This window comes from Paenibacillus sp. JNUCC 34 (assembly GCF_058269055.1).
The window spans coordinates 2,996,923-3,021,482 of sequence record NZ_CM177770.1; the positions used below are offsets into that span (position 1 = coordinate 2,996,923).

The following is a 24,560-nucleotide window of genomic DNA, read 5'->3' on the forward strand; positions in this document are numbered from 1 at the left end:
ATGGAATTATTTACGAAGTTCGTGAATACAGAAAGGTTATCGGAAATCTGTACAAATAAGGAGTTCACAATGAAGAAACTTGTTTTATCTGTTATTACAATAATTTTAACAACCTTAGTAATTGTTATTTTTATAAATTTATTTCCCAAGGAAATTAATATAAATGCACAAGGTATAAAATATAGATTAGGAACTGAGCATTTAGAGTCAGAAAAACTTGTAAATGTAAATATAGAAGGAAAGTTATACAAAAATATCTTCGGGGAAAGAAAATTTGAAGGTACTATAGACATAGCGGGTGAAGAAATACCTGTTCCATTAGATCAGAGAAAACTAACCATACTCATTTCAGATGAAGGAGCGGGTGTCATTAATTATCCGTATTTTACATATCGAAAAGATAATGGTGCAGCAAATGGTTCGCATACTTACTATTATGGAACTTTAGTGATCAATAACGAATTCACTAAGGTAACAATATTAGCTTCAGATCATAATAAATTAAAGGATAACAGCGGTACTGTATGGAATTCGGAGAGTGGTCAAATGATAACAGCTCCAGCCAGTAGTAGAATAGAAGCAATTAGTATAACCAATGAGATAACAGAAAAATATTTAAAAGGATTAAAATTAAAGTGAATAAAATAAGTGTTAGAACAATCAGGATGGCACAGACATCTGATAACAGCGTATTCACGCTGTGGACTTTTCGGCCCTTGGTCTGCAAGAGGTGATTCTAAGAAGTGGATCAGCAGACAATCCTGAGAGGCTAAGTCTTCGATCCAGTCGCTGACGCTCCTTTAAGCCTCTCGGAATCGTGAATACTGAGGACGTTATATGAAACTGACTAAAACAAATAATTCAGAGATGTTTTTCAATGAAGCCTGAGTGTTACATTTACTATTCAACTGCTTCTTTTTTAAGCTAACGGGCAGGATTACGTAACACCAGTATGGAATATAGTTGGACTTAGATGATGGTTCGAGGAAAATTATTCGGTATGATTGGCGTGTACTTGCGTCTGCTCGACCAGCCAATCCTGGGCACTTTCGGCCCGACCGCCGACGAACTCGTCAAGTAGCGATCCGCATAACCAGGTCGAATTGGCAAAAAACCATTTGATGAAACCAATAAACATCCCATTCTCACCAAAAGAGGAATGGGATGTTTATTTTTAAATTCGAATCTATCGTTTCAGATGGATACGATTTCTTGTCGCTCTATATCTTGTCTGGATGTTCGAAAATAGGGGGTAGCTGACAACTGGCCAAGCTCAAAATTATTTTGGTTTTAACTGGCACTGCTTATGGGCAGTATAAGCTTAATCTCTCTTGTAAATTTTCTAAGACTTTTTCTGGTATCTCCCTGACCTTTATATCTCCACCTAGGAATAGCAGCCAATTTGTTATTTCTGTTAATTCTTCTGAATTATGAACATTGATAAAAGTCTTTAAGATGGCCGTAGTTTGGTAAGGAGTCGTATATGAAATTGAAAACTTTAAAGGATGGTATTTTTTGAACTGGGAAATCGCCGTTGGACCAAGTTCAAGGACAAGGTTGATTACTTCTTCCTGATTACTTAGTTGTTCTAAAATATTTTTCTTACTTACTCTTTTTTTCGTAGGGTATGATTTTACATTGGTGAGATTATCGACAGGAAAAATCCGCCTCTTTTCTTCCACTAAGTCAAAGCCTTCAATTAGCCATAAGCTTTTTTCACGATAAAGGTGCAAGAGATAAATGGGATAAGACTTTATCTCCTTCTCTTCTTCGATGGAAACCAATAAATAGCTGTCCAAGAGAAGGATTTGGATGAGTTTTTCTAACATAGGATGGGGCAGATCTGACAGATCGAGCAGGTCGGGATTATGGGGGTTGGTTCCTTCAAAAAGCAATTTTTGATTTAAAAGAACAAGGTCATCTTGCTGGTTTTCTGAGATGAGGCCTAGTAATTTTTCAGCTAGAGACTGACGACTCTTCAGATAAGGGAGCTGTTGATTTCTTGTGGCCATAAAAGCAATAAACAGAGCTTTAATTTCATTATCGGTAAAGCGGACAGTGGGCAGGACAGAGTTGTTTATGACAAAATAACCCCCATCCCTCCCAACTTCAGCGACAAGTGGCATCCCCATAGCTTCAATTTCTCTGATATCTCGAATAGCTGTCGAACGAGAGATGTTAAATTCTCGCATGATTTCAGTAATAGTAAAGTGGGCGCGGTTGTTGATATACCGCATGATGATATTAATCCGTTCAACTTTTTTCATCGGGCCCCCCTAAACAGTATCATTATTTGACATGATTTAAGGTTATTATAAACCCATCAAGTGAAAAGACAAATCATCTGATAAATTTAAAAAGAGGAAGGTTTTGAATATGGCAAATTATACCCTAGAGGAAAAAGACAGCTTTATCGTTTTAGGTATTGGAACTGAGCTTAAGAGCGATTACACAGACTTTGCTGGCATCAACAAAGAGAAAGCAGACTTTTGGGAGGCAGTGAAACAAGATGGAAGGCTTGACACTTTAAAGGCCATAGCCGCAAATGACTACATTTTTGCCGTGAACGAAGCGGTGAATAACAAGATGATGCATTATGCTGGTGTCATGACAGAGGCATCGGTACCAGAAGCAACCAGAGTTATTCAATTTCCTAAAGGGGAATATCTAGTTGTTAAAGGGGAAGCGGAGACGGCTGATGAGCTGAGTAATAAGCTTACTGGCATTGCTTTTGGTCAAGCCTTGGCGGAAGCAGAGAATGTTGCCTATGTTGGTGGACCAAATGCAGCGGTTGAGATGGGGCAACGAAACGGCTTAGTATTTGGTGAAATGTGGATTCCTGTTGTTAGGAAATAAAGAGATAAGTGAATGCTTCCGATGTGAGTTTTGGCTCGAAGTAGGTTCTAAGAAGTAACGCTCGTAAAACTTTTAGGAGGGATGGAAATGTCCTATATCGTTGACTTTAAAAATGTGTCTACGGTTGGTTTAGAGTCTTCAGCGGTAGCAGCAGCGCTTGCTGGTTTACGAGCGAATGAAGCCCGTTACTTTATGAACAGGTATAAGCATGAATTTACGGTTGTACCAGCTAGCGAAAGCCAGGAGACCCTTGATTATGTGAACCGAATTTTGAAAGAAGAACGTGATATTGAGTTTGCGGCTAAACCTTTAGAAACGTCGCGTTTTCAAGTGGAAAATATTCAATTTGCCTACGTCTTTTACGAGGATGGTCTTGGGCTCAATGTCATGTATACGGTTGATGACCCTAAGAAGCGGGCCGTTGGTTTTAAGCTTTCTGAGGGGATGGAGGTACCAAAGGAGTTAGAAGCGAAGTTTAAGTTTGCTAGGCAGAAGTCTAAACTAGCTGGAACCATTCGGGGCTCGTTTTTTGTAATTAAAGGAGAATATTAAAGCATTACTGACAAGAGCAGCGATACTTCGCAGCTCTTTTTTTTCTTTCAGAAAGTGTCGGAATTGAAACCTCTATTTAGAACAGAATAATGATGGTAACAACATATTATAAATACAGAGAGAGGCGAAAAAATTGAGTTTGCATTTTCCAAAAGATTTTCTATGGGGCGGAGCTGTCGCTGCCAATCAATTAGAAGGAGCGTACCAAGAAGACGGTAAAGGTTGGTCTACTCAAGACGTCATGCCTAATGGCATCAAAACACCTCCCACAGAAGTGCCTATAGAAAGCAACATGAAGTTAATTGGAATCGATTTTTACCATCGCTACAAAGAAGATATCAAACTGTTCGCAGAAATGGGATTTAAGGTATTCCGGACATCGATCGCATGGTCTCGAATCTTCCCAAAAGGTGATGAACTGGAGCCTAACGAAAAAGGTCTGCAATTTTATGACGACCTGTTTGATGAATGCCATAAATACGGTATTGAGCCACTCGTTACGATTTCACATTATGAGACACCTTTACATTTGGCTAGAGCATACGATGGTTGGGTGAATCGCAAGCTCGTCGGGTTTTATGAACATTACACTCGTACCATCTTCTCACGTTATAAGGACAAGGTAAAGTACTGGCTCACTTTTAACGAGATCAATTCTATCTTGGAATTTCCGTTTATGAGTGGAGGTATTAATACGCCGAAGGAAAAGCTTAGTAAGCAAGATCTGTACCAGGCGATTCACCATGAATTCTTGGCCAGCGCCTTAGCCGTAAAAATCGGTCATGAAATCAATCCGGAGTTCAAGATTGGTTGTATGGTACTTAGTATGCCGGTTTATCCATTAACACCACATCCGGATGACGTGATTAAAAGCATGGAGAGCGATCATAAAAATACGTTCTTTGCCGATGTCCATGTGCGGGGGTATTACCCAAGCTACATGAAACGCTATTTCGAGGAAAACGGGATTAACATCAAGTTCGAGCCAGACGACGAAGAGATTCTTCGGAATACGGTTGATTTTATATCGTTCAGTTATTACATGAGTACATGTGAAACGGCCGATCCAGCCAAACAGATTAGGGGAGAGGGAAATTTGCTCGGAGGAGTACCTAATCCTTATCTTGAATCAAGCGATTGGGGATGGCAAATCGATCCACAAGGTTTACGTATTGTTTTAAATGCGTTCTATGATCGGTACCAAAAGCCGCTGTTTATTGTAGAAAATGGTCTTGGTGCAGTAGATCAGTTGGTGACTAATGAGAAAGGCGAAAAAACGGTTGAGGATGACTATCGAATCAACTACATCAAAGAGCACTTGATTCAAGCAGCTGAAGCTATTGAAGACGGCGTAGAGCTTATGGGTTATACCACTTGGGGATGCATAGACTTAGTGAGTGCATCGACTGCAGAACTGAAAAAACGATACGGCTTTATTTATGTAGATCGTCATGATGACGGTTCAGGAAGTCTAGAGCGTTATCGTAAAAAGTCGTTCTATTGGTATAAAGATGTCATTGCATCAAATGGGAACAGTTTGTTCGAATAAGGATCATAGGTGATAGATTCTATTGTGTTAGCAACTTTTTGTAAGTTATAAGCGTTACTATTGTAGCATTGGAATTTACAATAAGTGGGTGATGTTGACCGTGAAAATGAAGAATTGGAAAAATGCAGTTGCCGTTATATGTATGATGTCAGCGATTTTACCGCTGGGAGCTCAAAAATCTGATGCAGCTTCCAAGTACGTCGAGCTGGAAATGCAATGGGAAGACGGTCGTACCACTCATATTGAGACGCTTCATAAGGACGGAGTGACTTACGGAAGCTTATTCTCGCTGGGTAGCAAGGCAGGTCTGCTTTGGGGGATGGAAAATGACAATATGGCGGTTCTGTGGAGGGATCAGAAGCGGATTGTTGTAAACATGGGAAGCAGAATCGCCGAAGTAGACGGGCGAGAAGTGGATATGGGCAGAGAGCCTGTGCGGTATATTAGTCACCTTTATGTGCCGATTAGATTCCTCGCAACTGCTTTGGACGGGGAAGTGGCCAATCGGGACACGAAGACCGGGAAAGTAACCGTGACGGGACTCAATAATTACACTGATACTTTTTATGGCAGCATGATGGGATATAGCTATATGATTCGCGCAGCAAAAGGAGATCTTGAGATTACTAATCTTTATACGGGACAAAAGAATTCGATTCCGCTAGGCATAAAGGACATTAATGTAAATACTCATGATCTCACCTTAAACTTCAAGTGGACTCCCAAGAATCTACTTATTGTAACCATTGAACATTCTAATCGAAAGACTGGAGACTATGATCTGTATGCGTTAGTATTCAAGAATCAAGGGCTGATTCGCAAATCCGTAGCTCAAGGATTAATGGAGCAGCAAGAAATCTTAAAGTCGGACGGCACCATTCAACTCATTGATAACAAAAATATACGTATTATTGATGATGGAAGCGGTAATGTACTTGATATTATTGCGCGGTAACTATGAATGTGTCATCCCCAATGATTTATTGGGAAAGGATTAAACAAGCCCAGTAACCGAAATTGGTGGACTGATGACTCATGAAGGAAGAGATTGAAGATCAATCGCGCTGAACTGAAATAAAAGAGGGCAGCCGGCCATTCTGATCGGCTGCTTTTTGTTATCGTGACGGTCGGCGTTTATCGGTAGCAGCGTTGCGATGCCACAAATGATAGCGGAAATCAAAAAAGAACCTGAGTAGTTTTATCAGGTTCTTTAATATTGCATATAAACAGACGCGATGATATAATCAGATCGCGACTCCCGAAATATAAACAGACGAAATTATCGCATCTTATACTTTAAGATTACCATGCCGGTAATTCCTTGTCAAATGTTTTTTTCTCAATTTAATGGTTAGGAGAGATGTTGAATGAGTTCTTTGGTTCTCGGCTTCCAGGAAATCAAAAAAACGCAGCTTTTTCTCGTGGGCGGAAAAGGGTTAAATTTAGGGGAATTGTCAAAAATTTAAGGAATACAAGTACCAGAAGGATATTGTGTTACAACAGTGGGATATCAAAAAGCCATCGAACAAAACGAAACATATCATGCTTTGCTGGGTCGACTAACCATGCTAAAAGTAGAAGATCGGGATCAAATTGGTGAAATCAGCAAGAAGATCAGGCAAATCCTTATGGAAGTAGAAATTCCTTCCGATGTTGTGGAAGCAGTTACTCACTTTCTCTCCCAGTTTGGCGAGGAACATGCTTATGCGGTTCGTTCTAGTGCGACAGCTGAAGATTTACCGCATGCCTCTTTTGCCGGTCAACAAGACACCTATTTAAATATCATTGGCGTCGATGCCATCCTGCAGCATATCAGCAAATGTTGGGCTTCTCTGTTTACGGATCGCGCGGTAATTTACCGTATGCAAAATGGATTCGATCACAGTCAAGTTTATTTATCCGTTATCGTTCAAAGGATGGTTTCCCCTCAGGCTTCGGGGATTTTATTTACCGCTGATCCGATTACTTCTAACCGAAAGCTTCTATCAATCGATGCCAGTTTTGGACTTGGAGAAGCACTGGTCTCTGGCTTGGTATCTGCCGATTGTTATAAAGTACAGGAAGAGGAAATCGTCGATAAGATGATAGCAACCAAAACATTGGCTATCTATGGACGAAAAGAAGGCGGAACAGAGACAAAGCAGATCGATACTGATCAGCAAAAGATTCAAACACTTACTGAACAACAAATTTTACAGCTGGCACACATCGGAAGACAGATCGAAGCTTATTTTGGTTACCCACAAGATATCGAATGGTGTTTGGTTGATGATACATTTTATATTGTCCAGAGTCGTCCAATCACGACTTTATACCCGATCCCTGAAGCGAATGATCAGGAAAATCACGTTTATTTATCTGTCGGTCATCAACAAATGATGACCGATCCCATGAAACCACTGGGATTGTCTTTTTACCTGTTAATTACTCCTGCACCTATGCGTAAAGCCGGTGGGAGGTTGTTTGTTGATGTTGCACCTAGGCTGGCTACAGCTGTCGGCCGGGAAACTTTATTAAATACCATGGGATCCGATCCGCTCATAAAAGGCGCATGCATGACCATAATAGAGCGAGATTTTATAAAATTGTTAGCAAATGATCAAACAGCACCGATTCTGGGCAGAAGTAATACAGATATGCTGGCACAATTCGAGAACGATCCGACAATCGTTTCTGATTTGAATAAGCGTAGTCAAACCTCGATAGAAGAATTAAAACAAAATATCCGAACAAAATTAGGGGTGGATTTATTTGGTTTTATTCTGGAAGATCTCCAGGAATTAAAGAAGATCTTATTTGACCCACAAAGTTCAAAGCTTTTTATGACTGCTATGAATGCTTCGTCATGGATCAATGAAAAAATGTACGAGTGGTTAGGTGAAAAAAACGCAGCAGATACGCTTTCTCAATCTGTACCAAACAACATTACTTCGGAAATGGGATTGGCGCTATTGGATGTCGCGGATGTGATTCGCCCTTATCCGGAAGTCATTGATTATTTACAACATGCAAAAGATGATGACTTTTTGGATGAACTAGTTAAGTTTAAGGGCGGACGGGAAACCCGTGACGCGATCTATGATTTTCTCGGCAAATACGGAATGAGGTGTACCGGAGAAATCGATATTACGAGAACTCGATGGAGCGAAAAACCAATCACTCTAGTCCCGTTGATTCTTGGTAACATCAAAAACTTTGAGCCTAATGCCAGTAGCCGGAAATTTGAACAAGGGCGGCAGGAAGCTTTGGCAAAAGAACAAGAGTTATTGGATCGATTGAAGCCATTGCCGGATGGCGAACAAAAGGCTAAAGAAACCAAACGAATGATCGACCTCGTTCGGAATTTCATTGGGTATAGGGAGTATCCCAAATACGGTTATGTTAGCCGCTACTTCGTTTATAAGCGAGCTTTACTGAAAGAAGCCGAGCGACTCGTGCAATTCGGCGTTATTCATGAAAAAGAAGATATCTACTATCTGACTTTTGAGGAACTTCATGAAGTCGTACGCACCAATCAATTGGATTACCGGATCATCGACAAACGAAAAGACGAGTACAAATTATATGAAAAACTAACTCCACCACGTGTTATCACGTCTGATGGTGAAATCATTGTTGGGTCGTACAAACGAGAAGATCTCCCAGCCGAAGCAATTGTAGGTCTACCTGTTTCTACCGGAGTGATAGAGGGACGAGCACGCGTCATTTTAAACATGGAAGATGCTGATCTAGAAGATGGAGATATATTAGTCACCTCCTTTACTGATCCTGGCTGGACACCATTGTTTGTATCCATCAAAGGTCTAGTCACCGAAGTTGGGGGACTAATGACGCATGGAGCCGTTATCGCACGTGAATATGGCTTACCAGCAGTTGTCGGAGTGGAGAATGCTACCAAACTGATAAAAGACGGGCAACGAATTCGCGTGCATGGAACAGAAGGGTACGTTGAAATACTGTAGCATTGGACAACTTTTGGGAGGTAATAATGGGAAATACGGATAAGTTTGAAATGATAGCTGATATATATGACACTTCTGAAAGAATTCAAATTGCAAAGGTATCATCTGATGCCATTCGTGAATATTTAGTTGACACTAATAGTAAGAATGCTATTGATTTTGGGTGTGGAACTGGTCTTGTCGGAATGAACTTGTTAAACGATTTTAATTCTATGCTTTTTCTGGATACTTCACAAAACATGATTAATCAAATAAAGCAAAAAATTTCTGATTGTAATATTCAGAATGTAGATACATTATGCTTTGATTTTGAAAAGGAAGGTCTATCGGATTTACATGCTGACTATATTTTTATGGCTCAGGTTCTACTCCATATTAATGATGTTGAATTCGTTTTATCAAGGTTATTTGATGTTCTGAACGAAGGAGGACATTTACTAATCGTAGATTTTAATAAAAATGAAAAAATAGTTTCGGATCTCGTTCATAACGGATTTAATCAAGCAGAGCTGACTGACATTATGACTAAAATAGGGTACAGGAATATTCAATCCGAAACTTTTTATACGGGAAGTAAAATATTCATGGGACATGATGCATCTATGTTTATTCTCGATTCTCAAAAATAAACTTGGTTTAAGCTTGGATTTTAAAGCTTTGAATATTCTTTTTAATTCGATTTGGGATTATGATGACGAATTATTTGGCTGGGTTGCTTCCAGCGGCGGTGATAATAAAATTCCGGATGCCGAATTCGAATATGGCAGATCAAAAGGATTATTGAGGCAGAATGAGGAAATAACCGTGCAAAAACTTTTCGATAGGATCGAGGCCCTAATAAATGGACTGGAAAAGGAACAAGTAAGCAACGCTTTTATAAAAGGGATCGCCACGCAGAATCCGGCCTATATCTCAGTCCTGGGGAGCTATTCATATTATTTATCAATCGATGACAATTCTGTCGATACTTATTTGAGCTATGAAGAAAAGAACGTCATTTCAACCCGAGCAAAGTAGTCATTAACTATAATGAAAGAGTTTTTGACAGGTTGTTCCGGTCAGGCATTATGTCTCATCAAGATCCGGTGTACGCTTATGTTGACTTACTCGACTTCTCCAATACTGAAAGGATATCTACTTCTGAAACCGAAACCGCCATACTGGTGAATACGCTGAAAGCGATTCAAAATTTACCTGACGAAACGCAACCATCGGAATTGGAAAAAGTAACAAAGTCGTTTTTAATGGGAAATAAGGCGTATAGACAAATTGTATTGCGCATTCTTGGCATCAGCGACATTTTGAATCCAAGCGTAAACAAACGAATTCGCGAAACCTATGAACTGGAACAAGAGCTGCCAAGTCACTTTTATAAGAAAGAAATGGGTTATCCGTTGGCTTGGTGGGAAGGTAAATATGGCTTGGATGATGAAGCCGTAACATTCTGGTTTAGCAATCTTGATCTTAGATAGAACGCCTCTCGGTGGTCGGTGCGAGCAATTGAGCTGCCCACCCGGATGGCGTGATCTTCAGACAGTAATTATCCCAAAAATTAGAAAAAGGAGTGTGTTTAGGGAGATATGGAAGAGAAGGATTGGCAGCAGGAAAAGGAACGGCTTGAACAGGTCAGGAGCAAACTGCAGACAAGAATCGCGAATTTGGAGCCGGAGGTTACCGGGCTGCACGATCAGGCAGCGGACATCCGAAAGCGGTTTTGGGAAGAAGTGACAATCAACACGAGCACGAACGAAGATTTCGAAGAGACCTTTTACTCAGTTCAGCAGCAGTCCGCGATGTTGGCTGAACGAGAGCGAAGCCACAACCGGTTGGTGCATCAATGGAACGGCATGAAACGGTTGCTCCCATCACCCTATTTTGGGCGCGTTGACTTTCAGGAGAATGGCTTGAACGCAACCGAGCAGGTCTATATCGGGGTATCTTCCTTCGTTGATGATGACGGACTGAATTTTCTGATCTATGACTGGCGTTCCCCCATCGCGAGCCTATACTACGACTATCCTCCGGGCCCGGCCTCTTATGACACACCGGTAGGTCGAATCGAAGGGACGATGACGCTCAAACGGCAGTATCAGATTCAGAACGGACATATCCGCACCATGTTCGACGCGAGCGAAACGATTGGAGACGAATTGCTACAGCAAGTGCTCGGCAAGGACGCGGACTCGCAAATGAAGAGTATCGTGGCAACCATCCAGAAGGAGCAGAACGCCATCATTCGGGACGACAACAGCCGGATGCTTATTGTTCAGGGAGCGGCTGGCAGCGGGAAAACTTCCGCGGCCTTGCAGCGTGTGGCGTATTTACTTTACAAACACCGCCAGACGATCAAGGCCGATCAGATTGTGCTTTTCTCGCCCAATTCGATGTTTAGTAGTTATATCTCCACCGTCCTTCCAGAACTCGGTGAAGAGAATATGCAGCAGACGACGTTTCAGGAATATCTTGATTATTGGCTCGGATCCTCATTGCGGCCAGAGGATCCCTTCGATCAGATCGAATACACACTGACAGCACATGGGGAGTCGGGATATGAGGCTCGCCTTCAGGGGATCGCGTACAAAACCTCCGAAGCTTTTCTGAAAGCCCTGCAGAACTACGGGAAGTGGTTAGGGCGGGAAGGTATGCTGTTTAAAGACATATGGTTTCGGGATCGCGTTTTGATTACTGCGGAGCAAATGAGCTCGAAAATGTATGATTTCGACAGTTCCCTTCCGTTGTTCAGTCGTGTCGCTCTCTTGCAGGAATGGCTGCTCCATGAACTGGCTTCTCTCGAACGCGAGGAACGGAAAGCGTTCTGGGTTCAGGAGGAGTTAAATTATCTTGATAACGATCAGTACGCTGAGGTTTTCGACATGTTGCACAAAGAGAAGGAACTAATCGACCTTTCGGAGCAATACGCTGTGGCCCGCGATCGAATGAATAACAAGCGTCGGGGAGACGAAGGCGACGTTGACTTCGCCCAGCGGGAGGAGGAACTGATCCTTCGATCAATCGTGAATAAAAGCTTTAAGCCGCTAAGGAAAAGCGTGAGGAAATTTTCGTTTGTCGATATCAAAGGTATATATGACCAATTATTCAGTGACGAAACCTCGTATCGGGAGAAAACAAATGAGATCGTCATTCCCCCACATTGGTCTGAAATCTGTAGAGAAACCAAGGATATGCTTAGCCGGAACGAATTGTTCCACGAGGATGCGACTCCTTATTTGTTTGTAAAAGAACTGGTCGAAGGCGTCCGAACGAACAAGGAGATCCGGCATGTCTTCGTCGACGAAGGCCAAGATTACTCGGCGTTTCAATATGAATATTTAAAAAAATTGTTTCCACGCGCTCGTATGACGGTACTCGGCGATTTCGGGCAAGCGATCTTCATGCAGGCCACAAACCTAGAAGCATCCGATTCTCCGCTGATCCGGCTTTTTGGCGAAACCGATACAAACCTCATCCGCCTCGTGCGCAGCTATCGTTCAACCAGAGAGATTGTGGAATTTACGAAATCGCTGCTTTCCGGCGGGGACGAGATCGTTCCATTTGACAGAAGAGGAAACAAGCCTCTACTGATCAGTTCGAACAGTGTAAAGAAGCGTGATGCACAAATACTGGAAGACATCGCCTCGCTCAGGGCTGAGGGTTTCGCTTCCATCGCTGTCATTACGAAGACCGCAGCCGAAAGCCGCGAGGCCTTTGAATCATTACGAATTCAAGGAAGCGAAGCATTGCAGCTCATTACGAAGGAGACGGTCACCTTTGAGAAAGGAGCGATGGTTATTCCCGTATATCTCGCCAAGGGTATTGAGTTCGATGCAGTTCTGATTTATGAGGCATCACCTCAAGCTTACAGCCGGGAAAACGAACGCAAGCTTCTTTATACGGCGTGTACGCGGGCCATGCACCGGCTTCATCTTTACACGACGGGAGATCTGTCGCCGTTCATGCAGGCATTGCCTGCGAATTTGTACGAGAAAGTAACATATTGACGGGTCGTAGGTGACGTTGGCCGCGATATGCTGTTGCTCGGTTGATAGCAAAAATCCCACGACGACTCCTATTTCCGCGTGTCGGCGTCCATCGAAGAACAGATCGATTTGTTCCTCGAATTGTGACACACAGAAGCGTTGTCCGACGATAAGAACATATAGACTATGAAAGCCGCGTAAACTGCGGCTTTTTTTGTTTTAAGTACCCAAGTTCTTGTCCTAACTCAATGACAAGAACTTGGGTACTTTGCCGAAAATGACAAGGACTTGTACACTTAGCCGATTAGATGATTATCTAATTATACTCGACTTCGGAGCCCATTAAGCTAACAATCAGGATAGTTAAATTAATAACAAGGATTCTGCCAACGAATAAGGAGCAGATTACCAAGTGCATTTGCTCCTTAATTTAACATTTAATATTAAAGTTTTTTTGTAAAAATAGAACCTGCTGGTGGTCTTTCGAAATTTGTCAGATATCAAGTTTACGAGTACCGATCCATTTCACTATTTCTGGATCACGATGTGAAAAGAACAGGCTCTGTTTCGTATCTAACGTAGTAATCGACTCCATATCCTCTTTTCTTAATTCGAAATCAAAGATATTGAAGTTTTCGGTAATTCTTTCAATGCGAATAGACTTTGGAATCACAACGACTTCTCTTTGTGTCAACCAACGCAATGCCACCTGAGCAACGGATTTATTATACTTTTCAGCTAAGGATACCAATACCTCGTTTTGGAACAAGTTATTTTTTCCTTCAGCGAAAGGCGCCCAAGATTGAATCTGAACATTGTTCTCTTTCATCAATTTTGAACTTTCGATTTGCTGATTGAAAGGGTGCGTTTCAACCTGGTTAATAGAAGGAACCACTTCATTATGAATAATCAAATCGATTAGACGATCCTCTTGAAAGTTACTAACGCCTATTGCACGAACTTTTCCTTCCCGGTACAATTCCTCCATAGCTCGCCAAGAGCCATACACATCGCCAAATGGCTGATGAATTAAATATAAATCCAGATATTCAAGTTGCAATCTTTCTAGGGACTTTTCAAATGCTTTCTTTGTGCGCTCATAACCAGTATCCTGAACCCAAAGCTTTGTAGTGATAAATAATTCCTCTCTAGCTACACCACTACGTTTAATTGCTCTGCCAACAGCTTCTTCATTGAGATAAGAAGCAGCAGTATCAATTAAGCGATAACCTGCCATGATAGCATCATAAACGCTTTGTTCACATTCATTTTGATTTGTAATCTGAAAAACACCAAATCCAAGTATTGGCATCTCTACACCATTGTTTAAAATGACCTTTTGCATTTAAAATCCTCCTCTTCTTGCAATTAATTGTAAAACGATATCCATTACATCTATTTCCGGCCCATTCACTCGCCACGCGTTTTGAGAACGTACAGATAATCTCGAAGGAAACCGCCGCTGATAACGACACGTCGACGAAAGTACAAACTTATCTAAAATACCTGAGATCAAGAACTATGACGTGCAATCAAAAAGTTGTTAATGATTCTTGATTTTAACTTTCAAAGTGTTGCCTCCCAGCAATATATTCTATCCTCCTTACTCATCATTATTTTGTACCAAATGACAAAGGGACCGTTATCCCATTTGTCTCAAATGTTTGCCTAATCCTCTCAGTACCACTTAAGAAACAAACGAAAATGGGCTATAATCGGACTACAAATAATGACGGAATAAGGAGGATCAAATGTCTGGAATAATCACAAATCGGCAGAATGAGCTCGTTTATATCATTGAACGTTATTCAGAAAAGGACGGAGTTCACAAAACCGCTATACCGTCCTTATTTTTCATGCATCGGTCGAATGTGACCGGACCAAACCACGGAGTATACAAGCCCTCCTTTTGTATGGTAGTACAAGGGGCAAAGGAGGTATGGCTAGCGCAGGATCACTTTAGGTACAGTCCTGCCGATTACCTTGTTGCATCTGTTCACTTACCAGTTACCACCCAAGTCACTGAAGCTACTCCCGATGTACCATATTTGGGTCTCAGGCTCGAATTTTCACCGAGTCAAATTCTAGAGATTTTACATGACTCTGAACTCCGAGATATTCCGAAAGAAAATCCTAAACGAGCTATGTTTGTTAGCCATATTGAATCTTCTTTATTGGATGCGGTCATCCGATTAGCTCGTTTGTTAGATAATCCTAAAGATATTCCTGTGCTTGCTCCACTGTTTACTAAGGAAATTCTTTATAGGGTGCTGCAAAGTCAGTATGGGAATGTTTTAAAGGGACTTGTAGTAGAAGAGAGTTCAATCCACCAAATCAGAGATGTTATTGGACATATCATGAACAATTACAATCATTCTTTTCGGATCGAAGACCTTGCAGAAATAGCGAATATGAGTATATCGTCCTTTCATCGGCACTTTAAAGAAGTAACGGCTATGAGTCCTATTCAGTTTCAAAAACAAATGAGACTTCAGGAAGCCCGGCGACTATTATTAACCGAGTCTGCAGATGCCTCTGATGTTGCATATCGAGTAGGCTATGAAAGTACTTCCCAATTCAGCCGTGAGTACTCCAGAATGTTTGGCTTTCCGCCTAAACAAGATATAAAACGTCTAAAAGCATAAATGCAATTCAGTCAGTAAATGAAAAAGCAACCGATCGCTCTAGCTGGCTGCCGTGGTGACTATCGATATGGTCTTTAAATCTGTAATCGAAAAGGTTAGTTTGACAGTCCAAAATTAGAGATAGAATTATAACGACAGACCTTGCACGTGAGTCTTTACGGGGGAGGGGAATGCTAATCTTAGGCGCGCCCTAATGACTTTTCGGAAATGGAGACTGTCGTCTTTTTGGTAGCGGATAAAAACTTGGTCAATTCCTCTAAGTAGCGTAAAATGATATTCCTGATGTGAAATTGCTTGTCGATAAAATTACCCTTCCAATACTCTCTGACTATGGTTAGAAGCTATTGAATGAGTTGAATCAGGTTCTCAGCGATTATTACGAGTATCAAGCAAAATAATTCAGAAACAAAGAGAGGCCAGCACTAATGGAAAACGTATCAAATGAAGATAAATTGGAATCAATCAAAGCCTTCCAATCGACAATCCGTAAATCCGAAAACGCCTTAGATAATATGACTCAGAAAGGTGCTAACACTACCTTATTAAAGAAACGTCTCAAATCTTTATACATCGGTTTAGCCATGCTAGAAGCTGCTTGGAATCTAAGACCTCATCATTACACCGAGGAAGATTTAACAGAAGCTCGCAATGTTTTGACTGGTTTATTCCCATCACTTGAGAACATTTATGGTAAGTCAAAAGCGGGTAGCCCTCAAAAAACGCTTTTAGAAAGAAGAATTAAAGCACTTGAACTAGCTGTTCAAGCCATGGATGATCTTGCAAATAAATAAAATCCCCTTTGAATGTTTTCGCTGCAACTCTCGATCCCGAATCCAAGCCTGGTACCTTCATCGTCATCTTGAAGTACGACGATAAAGGAACCATTATTTAATGTTACTTAATATCGGCAGTTGTTAAGTGTACCGGAAGATACTTTAGATATACCACTTAATTTATGTCTATTTCCGAATATGACCAGAGTTGGTCGATTTACTGATACGGATGAAAACAGTATATTACGTATCAGAATCAGCACTGGTTGAAAAACGAATTTGAGAAGTTTTCCTAAGCGATCATCCTCGAAAATTGAAAGCAATAAAGGGAGCATAACATGGACCATGGTTGGGATATTCGAGGTCCGAATAGATTCTTGACAATTTGGTAATAATGAATTATCGTATCACTAAGCATATCCACATATTGTAAAATGAAGTGAAGAGGAAGAGTAATTAATCACTCGAATCTTAGAGAGCCCATGCTGGTGAAATTGGGTATTCGAGCTTAATGAATGAAGCCTTGGAGTAGTAGACCGAAAAATTGGAGTAGGTCTACCGGGGATTTCCCGTTAAAGAAATGTGCAGCAAGATAATGAATTGTTGCATAATGAGCGGGTTTTTTAACCAATTTAGGTGGTAACGCGGAAGCAAGCCTTTCGTCCTTTAACAGGATGAAGGGCTTTTTTATTTTGAACCTATAAGGGGATATGATTATGTCAAATGAGAACATGGCAGAACTGTTATTTCCGGATGTCGGGCAATTACCAGCTGATATTTACTCACTGTATCCACAAAGAAATTTGTCTTCATCTGCTATGGTAACACGTTTTGCACCAAGCCCAACAGGTTTATTAAACATTGGGGGGCTTTACGCAGCTTTAATATCGAAGAGATTAGCGCACCAAAGTAATGGGGTATTTTTCCTGCGTATCGAAGACACAGACAAAAAACGCGAAATAAAAGGCAGCCTCGAAAACATTATCAATTCATTGTTATACTTCGGGATTCATTTTGATGAAGGACCTACCTTATCAGGTGATAATAAGGGTGATTACGGACCCTATAAACAAAGCTCACGAATACAAATCTATAAGGTATTTATTAAGCACTTAGTGCGAAATGGATTAGCATATCCTTGCTTCTGTAATGCGGACGATTTACAAAAAATAAGAATAAGCCAGCAGAACCTAAAGGTAACAACAGGTTATTATGGTAAATGGGCTAAACATCGAGATATTTCTTTTCAGCAAGCCAAAGAAGAGATTTTAAATGGTAAACCGTTTGTTATTAGACTTAAATCTTTAGGGTCATCAGATACGAGAATAAAGTACCATGATTTGGTGAAAGGTCCGATTGAGTTACCTGAAAATGACCAAGATATTGTTATTATGAAAACGGATGGGTTACCAACATATCACTTTGCTCATGCCATAGACGATTATCTGATGGGTACAACCCATGTCATTAGGGGCGATGAATGGCTTTCTTCTGTGCCTACCCATATTCAGTTGTTTGAAACCTTAGGTTTTAGAATACCGGAATACGGACATATTGCTCCAATAATGAAGCAAGTCGGAGCTTCGAAACGGAAATTCAGTAAACGTAAGGATCTTGATGGTACCGCTGAGTATTACAAAGAACAAGGATACCCAGGAGTAGCTATAGGTGAATACTTCATGAATCTCATCAATTCTGACTTTGAAGAATGGAGGATGGCAAACCCTCATAAATCATTTAGAGACTTTTTTATCTATACTGATAAAATGAATGCCAGTGGTGCCTTATTAGACATGAATAAACTGGGTGACATCAGCAAGGATGTTATCTCAAGGCTCACGGGTAAACAAGTATTTGACCATTTATACACTTGGTCAAAGGAATTTGATTCTGAGCTATATACTTTAATTGACAAGAATATGGAATACACTGTAAACATTCTAAATATAGGTCGAACGGGTGAAAAACCAAGAAAAGATTATTCTAAGTGGTCAGATGTGAAACCAATGATTGCTTTATTTTATGACGAATTGTTTGAAAAGGATGTATTGAGTGGCTATAAGTTACCTACAAATGTTGGTTTTGATGTTGCGAAAGAAATTGTACTAGATTTCAGCAAAACTTATAGGTTCAATAATGAAAAGGAAGCTTGGTTTCATGAAATTAAAGAACTTGCAGTAAGACTCGGATTTGCAAAAGATATGAAGCTATATAAAGCCAATCCTAACGATTTCAAGGGGCATGTTGGTGATGTAGCGATGGTAATCAGGGTCGCTCTAACTAACAGAATCAATACACCTGATTTGTTTGATATTATGAAAGTAATGGGCGAAAATAGGGTTTTTGAACGAATGCAGAGATTTATGTTGTCATAAAACTTTAAAGTAAAATGACCGGTCGAACGCCGGTCATTTTTTTCGTTTAGGATGACACCATTAAAGCTCGCGGGGATGAACAGAAAGAAAACACTCCAGGTAAGCATGTAGGTCATGCTCCAATTACGAAGAGAGGCAGGAAGCATTTTCGAGCTCTACTCTAACGTATGATTATGCCGTTGGTCGCTAAGAATACAGCATACTGGTTGATTGTTTTAGTCTCAAAACGCCTTGAGTATCGTACTGACATTCATACAAATATTGGTCATTTGACGATTTGTATTGCATGGTTTGGCTTCATCGAAGGCGAGGGGAAGGAAGGTTTACTTCCAACAAAAAAAGTATGCGAATCAACCAAATCATATTCCATAAAGCACACATCCTGTAAATTGCAGTATAATTAGTAGATTCATAAGGACATATGTACAAAATACTATATAATATTAAATCACATTATACTAAGAACACTCATCCTTTACATAGCATTATTATTCAAACAGTGGAAGGAAATCAAGTTGTTCTAAAAACCCACCTATTGAGACACGCCTTTGCGACTCATGCCGTACAAACCGAGAAAATCCAAAGGGCATTCTTAGAGGTCCGGAACCGAAATCCGTATTTCCTCAAAATAAATGAACGGGAATGGTTACAAGAATCGTACGACAAGAGGAAAAACCTTTCGATCGAACTTGGAGTAAGTGATTTTTTCCCTGTTGCAGAATAAATTTGTTATAATGTCGAAGCTAAGATGGAAGAATGAATTTAATATTATAGTTAGGATGATCTGCATATGAAAATATTATTAGTGGAAGATGATAAAACGATCGCGTCCGGTCTAGAATATTCGCTCCAGCAAGATCAATTTTCTACCGTTCTTTGCCATAATGTCGCATCAGCGAAAAAGGTGCTCGCCGAAGATATAGATTCAGTCGCTTTATGCTTGTTTGATTTATCGCTTCCGGATGGAAACGGTTATGAATTGTGCAAAATGGTGAAAGAGCGACGAGATATTCCGGTCATCTTTTTAACGGCGATCGACGATGAAGTCAATGTCGTGATGGGGCTTGACATGGGAGCCGATGATTATATTACAAAACCTTTTCGAATTCGCGAGCTTCTCTCGCGAATCAAGTCTGTCTTGCGGAGATATCATAAGCCGTCTCAGACCCAAGCGATCATTAACATTGACAATGTCCGCATGAATACGCTGGAAGGAAAAGTGTATAAAAACGGCGCCGAAATTTCATTGACCGCTTTGGAGTATCGCTTATTGTTGATCTTTGGCAACCATATTGGACAAGTTCTCTCAAGAAATCAGCTTTTAGAGCAGATTTGGGACGTGGCAGGCGACTTCGTGAACGACAATACGCTAACGGTATATATCAAAAGGCTAAGAGAAAAGCTGGAGGATGATCCGCAGCATCCCACGATGATCAAAACGGTACGCGGTTTAGGATATAAGGTCGGTGATTAGATGCTGCGTAATCGAGAGATTCAAATTTTATTGTTCATCATGGGTTCAATCAGTTTAACGGCGATCGTTGCCGCTGCTTTCATTTCGTCTGTTGCGGCGGCGCTCATTTTCATCCTATCTATTTTACTTATTGGAAGCAGTCTGTTATTCACGAGATGGAGATACCGCGAACTTGAAAAGCTGTCCGTCTATTTGCGTGAAATTAGCAGCGGCAATTATTCCCTTGACGTTCGCGATAATCAAGAAGGCGAGCTTAGCATTTTAAAAAATGATATTTATAAAGTGACGCTCATGCTGTCAGAGCAGCGATCGCTTCTGCAGCAAGACAAAACTAAATTGACGGATGCCATTTCCGATATCTCTCATCAGCTGAAAACGCCGCTTACCTCTATGATGGTGATGGCGGATTTGTTAAGCAAACCTGACTTACCTTCAGCGAAAAGAACGGAGTTCACCCGTAATATTCGTATTCAGCTTGAACGAATCGATTGGCTTGTTTCGTCATTATTGAAGCTATCAAAAATCGACGCAAAGACAATCCAATTCAAAAAAGATCGAGTATCGGTGAAAAAGCTTGTACAAAAAGCGTTAGAGCCGGTTTTGATTCCGATGGATATTAAGGAACAAACGATTTCCATCAAGGGCGATGACAACGTCTCTTTTGTCGGTGATTTCAATTGGACTACTGAAGCGATCATCAATATTTTGAAAAACGGCGTGGAGCACACGCATGAAGGAGGAATAATCGTCATTTCTTTTTCCGAAAACGCGCTATTTACGGAAATTATCATTGCTGATAATGGAAAAGGCATTCCAAAAGAAGATTTGCCTTATATTTTTAAACGTTTTTATAAAGGGAAAAATGCTAGTGAGGGGAGCATCGGTATTGGTCTTGCGATGGCTTACAGCATTATTGCTAGTCAGAACGGAGTGATCGATGTGACGAGCAGCAGCGACAAGGGTACACAGTTTCGAATTAAATTTTATAAACAAGTGATTTGACCGTAAGTGAGTAAATTGTCATCTTCACAGTCACTTGAAAGTCATTTTGGACAGATAGAATGATATCCATCAGCAAAGAGATGGAGGTTTTACATTGGAAATTTTAAAAATAGATCATCTGTCTAAAATATACGGTAAAGGCGAATCGGCGGTAAAGGCGCTTGACGATGTTTCCTTTTCGGTCCGAAAAGGTGAATTTGTCGCGATCATCGGCCCGTCCGGATCGGGGAAATCGACACTTCTGCATATGCTGGGCGGTGTGGATCGGCCGACTAGCGGCAAAGTCCTCGTTGAGGATACGGACATGTATAACTTGGACGAAACGCAGCTGGCCATCTTCAGGCGCAGACAAATCGGCCTGATATACCAGTTTTTCAATCTGATTCCCGTCCTGACGGTGGAAGAGAATATGACGTTGCCGCTCTTACTGGATAACCAAAAGGTAGATCAAAAGCAATTGGATGGCCTTGTGAATACGTTGAATTTGCATCATCGACTAAATCACCTGCCGAATCAGCTATCCGGCGGACAACAGCAACGGGTGTCGATCGGCAGAGCGCTCATTAGTAATCCTGCCATTATGCTGGCAGATGAGCCGACCGGGAATCTGGACAGCAAGAATAGCAGCGAGATCATCGACTTATTACAAATGTCGAATAAAACCTATCATCAGACATTGATCGTGATTACTCATGACGAACGAATCGCTTTGCAAGCCGACAGGGTCATTTCGATTGAAGACGGAAGGATTGCCAAAGACGAGGTGATCCGACGTTGAATATTGTTAATACGCTAACGATCCGGCATCTGAAGCAGAACAAGAGACGAACGCTCGTAACCATCATCGGCGTCATCATTTCGGTTGCCATGGTGACCGCCGTCGCTACGCTTGTGTTTTCCTTTTCGGATTTAATGATCAGACAATCCATCGCAGATACAGGGGAGTGGCATGTCCAATACCAAGATGTCACCAAAGAACAGCTTACGGCGATACAGGGCGATGACGCAACCAAAACCGTCGCGATGGCAAGAGATCTGGGGTTTGCCCCACTAGAAGGGGGGCAAAACCCCAATAAGCCGTACTTGTTCATCAAGTCATATGACGCGCAAGGTTTCGCGCAATTTCAGGTTGAACTAAGCAAGGGGCGTCTTCCACTTACGGACAAGGAAGTCGTTATCTCCGAACCCGTTGCAATGAACGCCAAAGTGAAGTATGAAATCGGCGATCATCTAACCCTTCGCGTCGGCGAACGATTCGAACAAGGGGGCGATCATCCCCTGGATCAGACCGAACCGTTGCGTAGGGAAGACGGCATAGTGACGGAAACGTTGCAGCATATCAAGACAAGGGAGTATACGGTGGTAGGCTTCATTAAGCCTCCCTTAGGGGAAACGGCCTGGTCTCCGGGGTATACGATCCTTAGCTATGTCGATAAAAATATCATCGGGGCAAACGATCGAGTCGATGCGTTGGTGATGTTGCAGCGTGTCAATCCGTTCTTGTTCGCTCATGCGGAGGATTTGGCTGAGAAAAACCATATGGAGTCGGTCCAATATAATAACAGTTTACTTCGTTATTACGGCTTGTCCAAAAGCAGTAGCTCGTCCAGCATGATGTTCTTCTTAGCGGCGATCATTATGGCGGTCATTATGATCGGCTCGGTGTCGCTGATCTATAATGCTTTTGCGATATCCGTCTCGGAACGTTCACGCCATTTAGGGATGCTGGCGAGCGTGGGGGCAACGAAAAGGCAGAAGCGTAATTCGGTGCTTTTTGAAGGTGTCGTCATTGGATTGATCAGCATTCCCATTGGCATCCTATGCGGTCTTGCCGGGATCGGGATCACCTTTTGGTTCATGAATTCCATGATTCAAGGGGCATTATGGACCAATGAGAAGCTGACGCTTATCGTCACGCCGTTATCGCTCTTGATTACTTGTGTTGTATCGCTGTTGACGATTTTCATTTCGTCGTATCTTCCGGCGATCAGAGCATCCAAGGTATCCGCGATGGACGCGATTCGCCAGACTGCCGACGTCAAGCTTACGGCCAAAGCCGTGAGAACGTCGAAGTTCATTCGCAAGTTCTTCGGGATCGAAGCGGAGATCGGGCTGAAAAACTTAAAAAGGAACAAACGGAGATATCATGCCATCGTATTTTCGCTCGTCATCAGCATTGTTTTGTTTTTGACGGTATCGTTTTTTACCGCCGGCATGACACAATCCCTGGAACTGTCGCGGGAAGGCATCAATTATGATATTGAAGTGTCGCACAGCAACGGAAAAAGAATAGACGATCGGTTGATGCGATCGATTGTATCCATGGATAGCGTCACGGAATATAACGTGATTCTCGAGTTGTATGAGAACGCTTGGGTCGATGCAGCGATCATCGCCGATGAATTGCAAGCGAAGGTGAAGAAGGACAAGAGCTTACTGCAAGACGGCAAATACCCTTACGATATTAAGATTCATGCATTGGACGATTCGAGCCTGCAAGCCTATGCCAGAGCGGTCGGCGCAGATTACGCGCAGCTTACGGATCCGGATCATCCCGCCGCGATCGTGATGGATAGGATCCATTACAAAGATATGGATACGGGGAAATACGTCCAGACGAAGGCCATCTATACGAATGTTGGAGAGCGTATCGCGTTAACGAACTTCTATAAAGAGAATGGGGAAGAAACGAAGGCAAACGAAGTGACCGTTGCCGCGTTAACGGATCAAGCACCGATGGGGATGAGCCCGACAGGCGTAGGCGGGTTAAATATGATCGTGTCGGAACGCGTCATGAATCGATTGGCAGACGACGATCTTGGTAACGTTCAGATGTACCTCCATTTGAAAAGCACGGAACCGCTGCGAACGCAGCAGGAAATCGAAGAGATGCATGAGACCAATCTGAATGTCTTCAATGTATATCAATCCAGAAAAAGCGAAGAACAACAGATTCTATTGATGTCCGTCTTCTCTTATGGATTTATCGTATTGATTTCGGCGATTTCCATTGCGAATATTTTTAATACGATCTCGACGGGCTTATCCCTTCGCAAACGAGAATTCGCGATGCTGAAATCCGTAGGCATGACGCCAAAAGGCTTTGCGAAAATGATGAACTACGAAAGTGTTTTTTATGGGGTCAAGTCGCTAGTGTTCGGGCTTCCCGTCAGTTTCGTCGTGATGTATCTGATCTATAGGGCGTTTTCGAACAAATTCAGTTACGGGTTCACCCTTCCTTGGATGAGCATTCTGTCTGTCATTGTCGCCGTATTTGTCATTGTCGGTTCTGCCATGTTATATTCCGGCGCGAAAGTAAAAAAGGAAAACATCATGGATGCATTAAAGCAAGAGAATGCATAAAGGTAACCGGCCCCAACTTGAAGATGCAAGGA

Annotated in this window: 19 protein-coding genes, 1 pseudogene and 1 other annotated feature; of the genes and pseudogenes, 17 read left to right on the plus strand and 3 right to left on the minus strand. The window is 41.7% G+C overall.

The window, feature by feature from the left end; translation table 11 throughout:
- The first annotated feature begins 69 nt into the window (after positions 1 to 69).
- On the plus strand, positions 70 to 639 hold the full coding sequence (locus tag AC2TF5_RS14105; protein WP_491302741.1) for a hypothetical protein: 570 nt from the start codon (positions 70 to 72) through the stop codon (positions 637 to 639).
- 352 nt (positions 640 to 991) lie between these two features.
- Here AC2TF5_RS14105 and AC2TF5_RS14110 read toward each other — a convergent pair whose 3' ends face one another.
- Positions 992 to 1,138: a hypothetical protein gene (locus AC2TF5_RS14110; RefSeq protein WP_491302742.1), complete on the minus strand. Its 147-nt coding sequence runs from the start codon at positions 1,136 to 1,138 to the stop codon at positions 992 to 994.
- Between the two features lie 166 nt (positions 1,139 to 1,304).
- Positions 1,305 to 2,267 carry a helix-turn-helix transcriptional regulator gene (locus AC2TF5_RS14115; protein WP_491302743.1) on the minus strand — a complete coding sequence of 321 codons (963 nt, stop codon included), beginning with the start codon at positions 2,265 to 2,267 and terminating at the stop codon, positions 1,305 to 1,307.
- Between the two features lie 109 nt (positions 2,268 to 2,376).
- Here AC2TF5_RS14115 and AC2TF5_RS14120 point away from each other — a divergent pair, with 109 nt between their 5' ends.
- The 9 genes and pseudogenes from AC2TF5_RS14120 to helD all read left to right on the plus strand — a co-directional run bounded on the left by AC2TF5_RS14120 (position 2,377) and on the right by helD (position 12,917).
- On the plus strand, positions 2,377 to 2,856 hold the full coding sequence (locus AC2TF5_RS14120; RefSeq protein ID WP_491302744.1) for a GyrI-like domain-containing protein: 480 nt from the start codon (positions 2,377 to 2,379) through the stop codon (positions 2,854 to 2,856).
- Between the two features lie 87 nt (positions 2,857 to 2,943).
- Positions 2,944 to 3,408 carry a DUF8821 family protein gene (locus AC2TF5_RS14125; protein ID WP_491302745.1) on the plus strand — a complete coding sequence of 155 codons (465 nt, stop codon included), beginning with the start codon at positions 2,944 to 2,946 and terminating at the stop codon, positions 3,406 to 3,408.
- Positions 3,409 to 3,541: 133 nt separating this feature from the next.
- Positions 3,542 to 4,957, plus strand: coding sequence for a glycoside hydrolase family 1 protein (locus AC2TF5_RS14130; RefSeq protein ID WP_491302746.1), 1,416 nt, complete (start codon positions 3,542 to 3,544; stop codon positions 4,955 to 4,957).
- Between the two features lie 106 nt (positions 4,958 to 5,063).
- Positions 5,064 to 5,912 carry a stalk domain-containing protein gene (locus AC2TF5_RS14135; protein WP_491302887.1) on the plus strand — a complete coding sequence of 283 codons (849 nt, stop codon included), beginning with the start codon at positions 5,064 to 5,066 and terminating at the stop codon, positions 5,910 to 5,912.
- A gap of 412 nt (positions 5,913 to 6,324) precedes the next feature.
- Positions 6,325 to 8,919, plus strand: a pseudogene (gene ppsA, locus AC2TF5_RS14140) (phosphoenolpyruvate synthase).
- A 26-nt stretch (positions 8,920 to 8,945) separates the two neighbouring features.
- Positions 8,946 to 9,548, plus strand: a complete 603-nt coding sequence (locus tag AC2TF5_RS14145; RefSeq protein WP_491302747.1) for a class I SAM-dependent methyltransferase — start codon at positions 8,946 to 8,948, stop codon at positions 9,546 to 9,548.
- Between the two features lie 28 nt (positions 9,549 to 9,576).
- Positions 9,577 to 9,936: a hypothetical protein gene (locus tag AC2TF5_RS14150; protein WP_491302748.1), complete on the plus strand. Its 360-nt coding sequence runs from the start codon at positions 9,577 to 9,579 to the stop codon at positions 9,934 to 9,936.
- 32 nt (positions 9,937 to 9,968) lie between these two features.
- A complete protein-coding gene (locus AC2TF5_RS14155) occupies positions 9,969 to 10,391 on the plus strand; it encodes a hypothetical protein (RefSeq protein WP_491302749.1) in 423 nt (140 codons plus the stop codon).
- A gap of 108 nt (positions 10,392 to 10,499) precedes the next feature.
- Complete coding sequence (helD, locus tag AC2TF5_RS14160; RefSeq protein WP_491302750.1) at positions 10,500 to 12,917, plus strand: RNA polymerase recycling motor HelD; 2,418 nt, start codon at positions 10,500 to 10,502, stop codon at positions 12,915 to 12,917.
- Between the two features lie 472 nt (positions 12,918 to 13,389).
- Here helD and AC2TF5_RS14165 read toward each other — a convergent pair whose 3' ends face one another.
- Positions 13,390 to 14,241: an aldo/keto reductase gene (locus AC2TF5_RS14165; protein WP_491302751.1), complete on the minus strand. Its 852-nt coding sequence runs from the start codon at positions 14,239 to 14,241 to the stop codon at positions 13,390 to 13,392.
- A 406-nt stretch (positions 14,242 to 14,647) separates the two neighbouring features.
- Between AC2TF5_RS14165 and AC2TF5_RS14170 the strand changes: the two genes are divergently transcribed.
- The 7 genes from AC2TF5_RS14170 to AC2TF5_RS14200 all read left to right on the plus strand — a co-directional run bounded on the left by AC2TF5_RS14170 (position 14,648) and on the right by AC2TF5_RS14200 (position 24,528).
- On the plus strand, positions 14,648 to 15,541 hold the full coding sequence (locus tag AC2TF5_RS14170) for an AraC family transcriptional regulator (protein ID WP_491302752.1): 894 nt from the start codon (positions 14,648 to 14,650) through the stop codon (positions 15,539 to 15,541).
- Positions 15,542 to 15,966: 425 nt separating this feature from the next.
- The gene (locus AC2TF5_RS14175; protein ID WP_491302753.1) at positions 15,967 to 16,332 is read left to right on the plus strand and encodes a hypothetical protein; all 366 of its coding nucleotides are present in this window, start codon (positions 15,967 to 15,969) and stop codon (positions 16,330 to 16,332) included.
- Between the two features lie 412 nt (positions 16,333 to 16,744).
- Positions 16,745 to 16,984 (plus strand) — a binding site (T-box leader).
- A gap of 46 nt (positions 16,985 to 17,030) precedes the next feature.
- Entirely contained in the window at positions 17,031 to 18,689 is a 1,659-nt protein-coding gene (gene gltX, locus AC2TF5_RS14180; RefSeq protein ID WP_491302754.1) for a glutamate--tRNA ligase, read from the plus strand.
- Positions 18,690 to 19,479: 790 nt separating this feature from the next.
- Complete coding sequence (locus AC2TF5_RS14185; protein ID WP_491302755.1) at positions 19,480 to 20,163, plus strand: response regulator transcription factor; 684 nt, start codon at positions 19,480 to 19,482, stop codon at positions 20,161 to 20,163.
- Positions 20,164 to 21,165, plus strand: coding sequence for a sensor histidine kinase (locus tag AC2TF5_RS14190; RefSeq protein WP_491302756.1), 1,002 nt, complete (start codon positions 20,164 to 20,166; stop codon positions 21,163 to 21,165).
- A 94-nt stretch (positions 21,166 to 21,259) separates the two neighbouring features.
- Positions 21,260 to 21,943 (plus strand): ABC transporter ATP-binding protein, encoded by a 684-nt coding sequence (locus AC2TF5_RS14195; protein WP_491302757.1) that lies wholly within the window; start codon positions 21,260 to 21,262, stop codon positions 21,941 to 21,943.
- On the plus strand, positions 21,940 to 24,528 hold the full coding sequence (locus AC2TF5_RS14200) for an ABC transporter permease (RefSeq protein WP_491302758.1): 2,589 nt from the start codon (positions 21,940 to 21,942) through the stop codon (positions 24,526 to 24,528). Before AC2TF5_RS14195 ends, AC2TF5_RS14200 begins: the two co-directional genes overlap by 4 nt.
- Positions 24,529 to 24,560 lie beyond the last annotated feature (32 nt).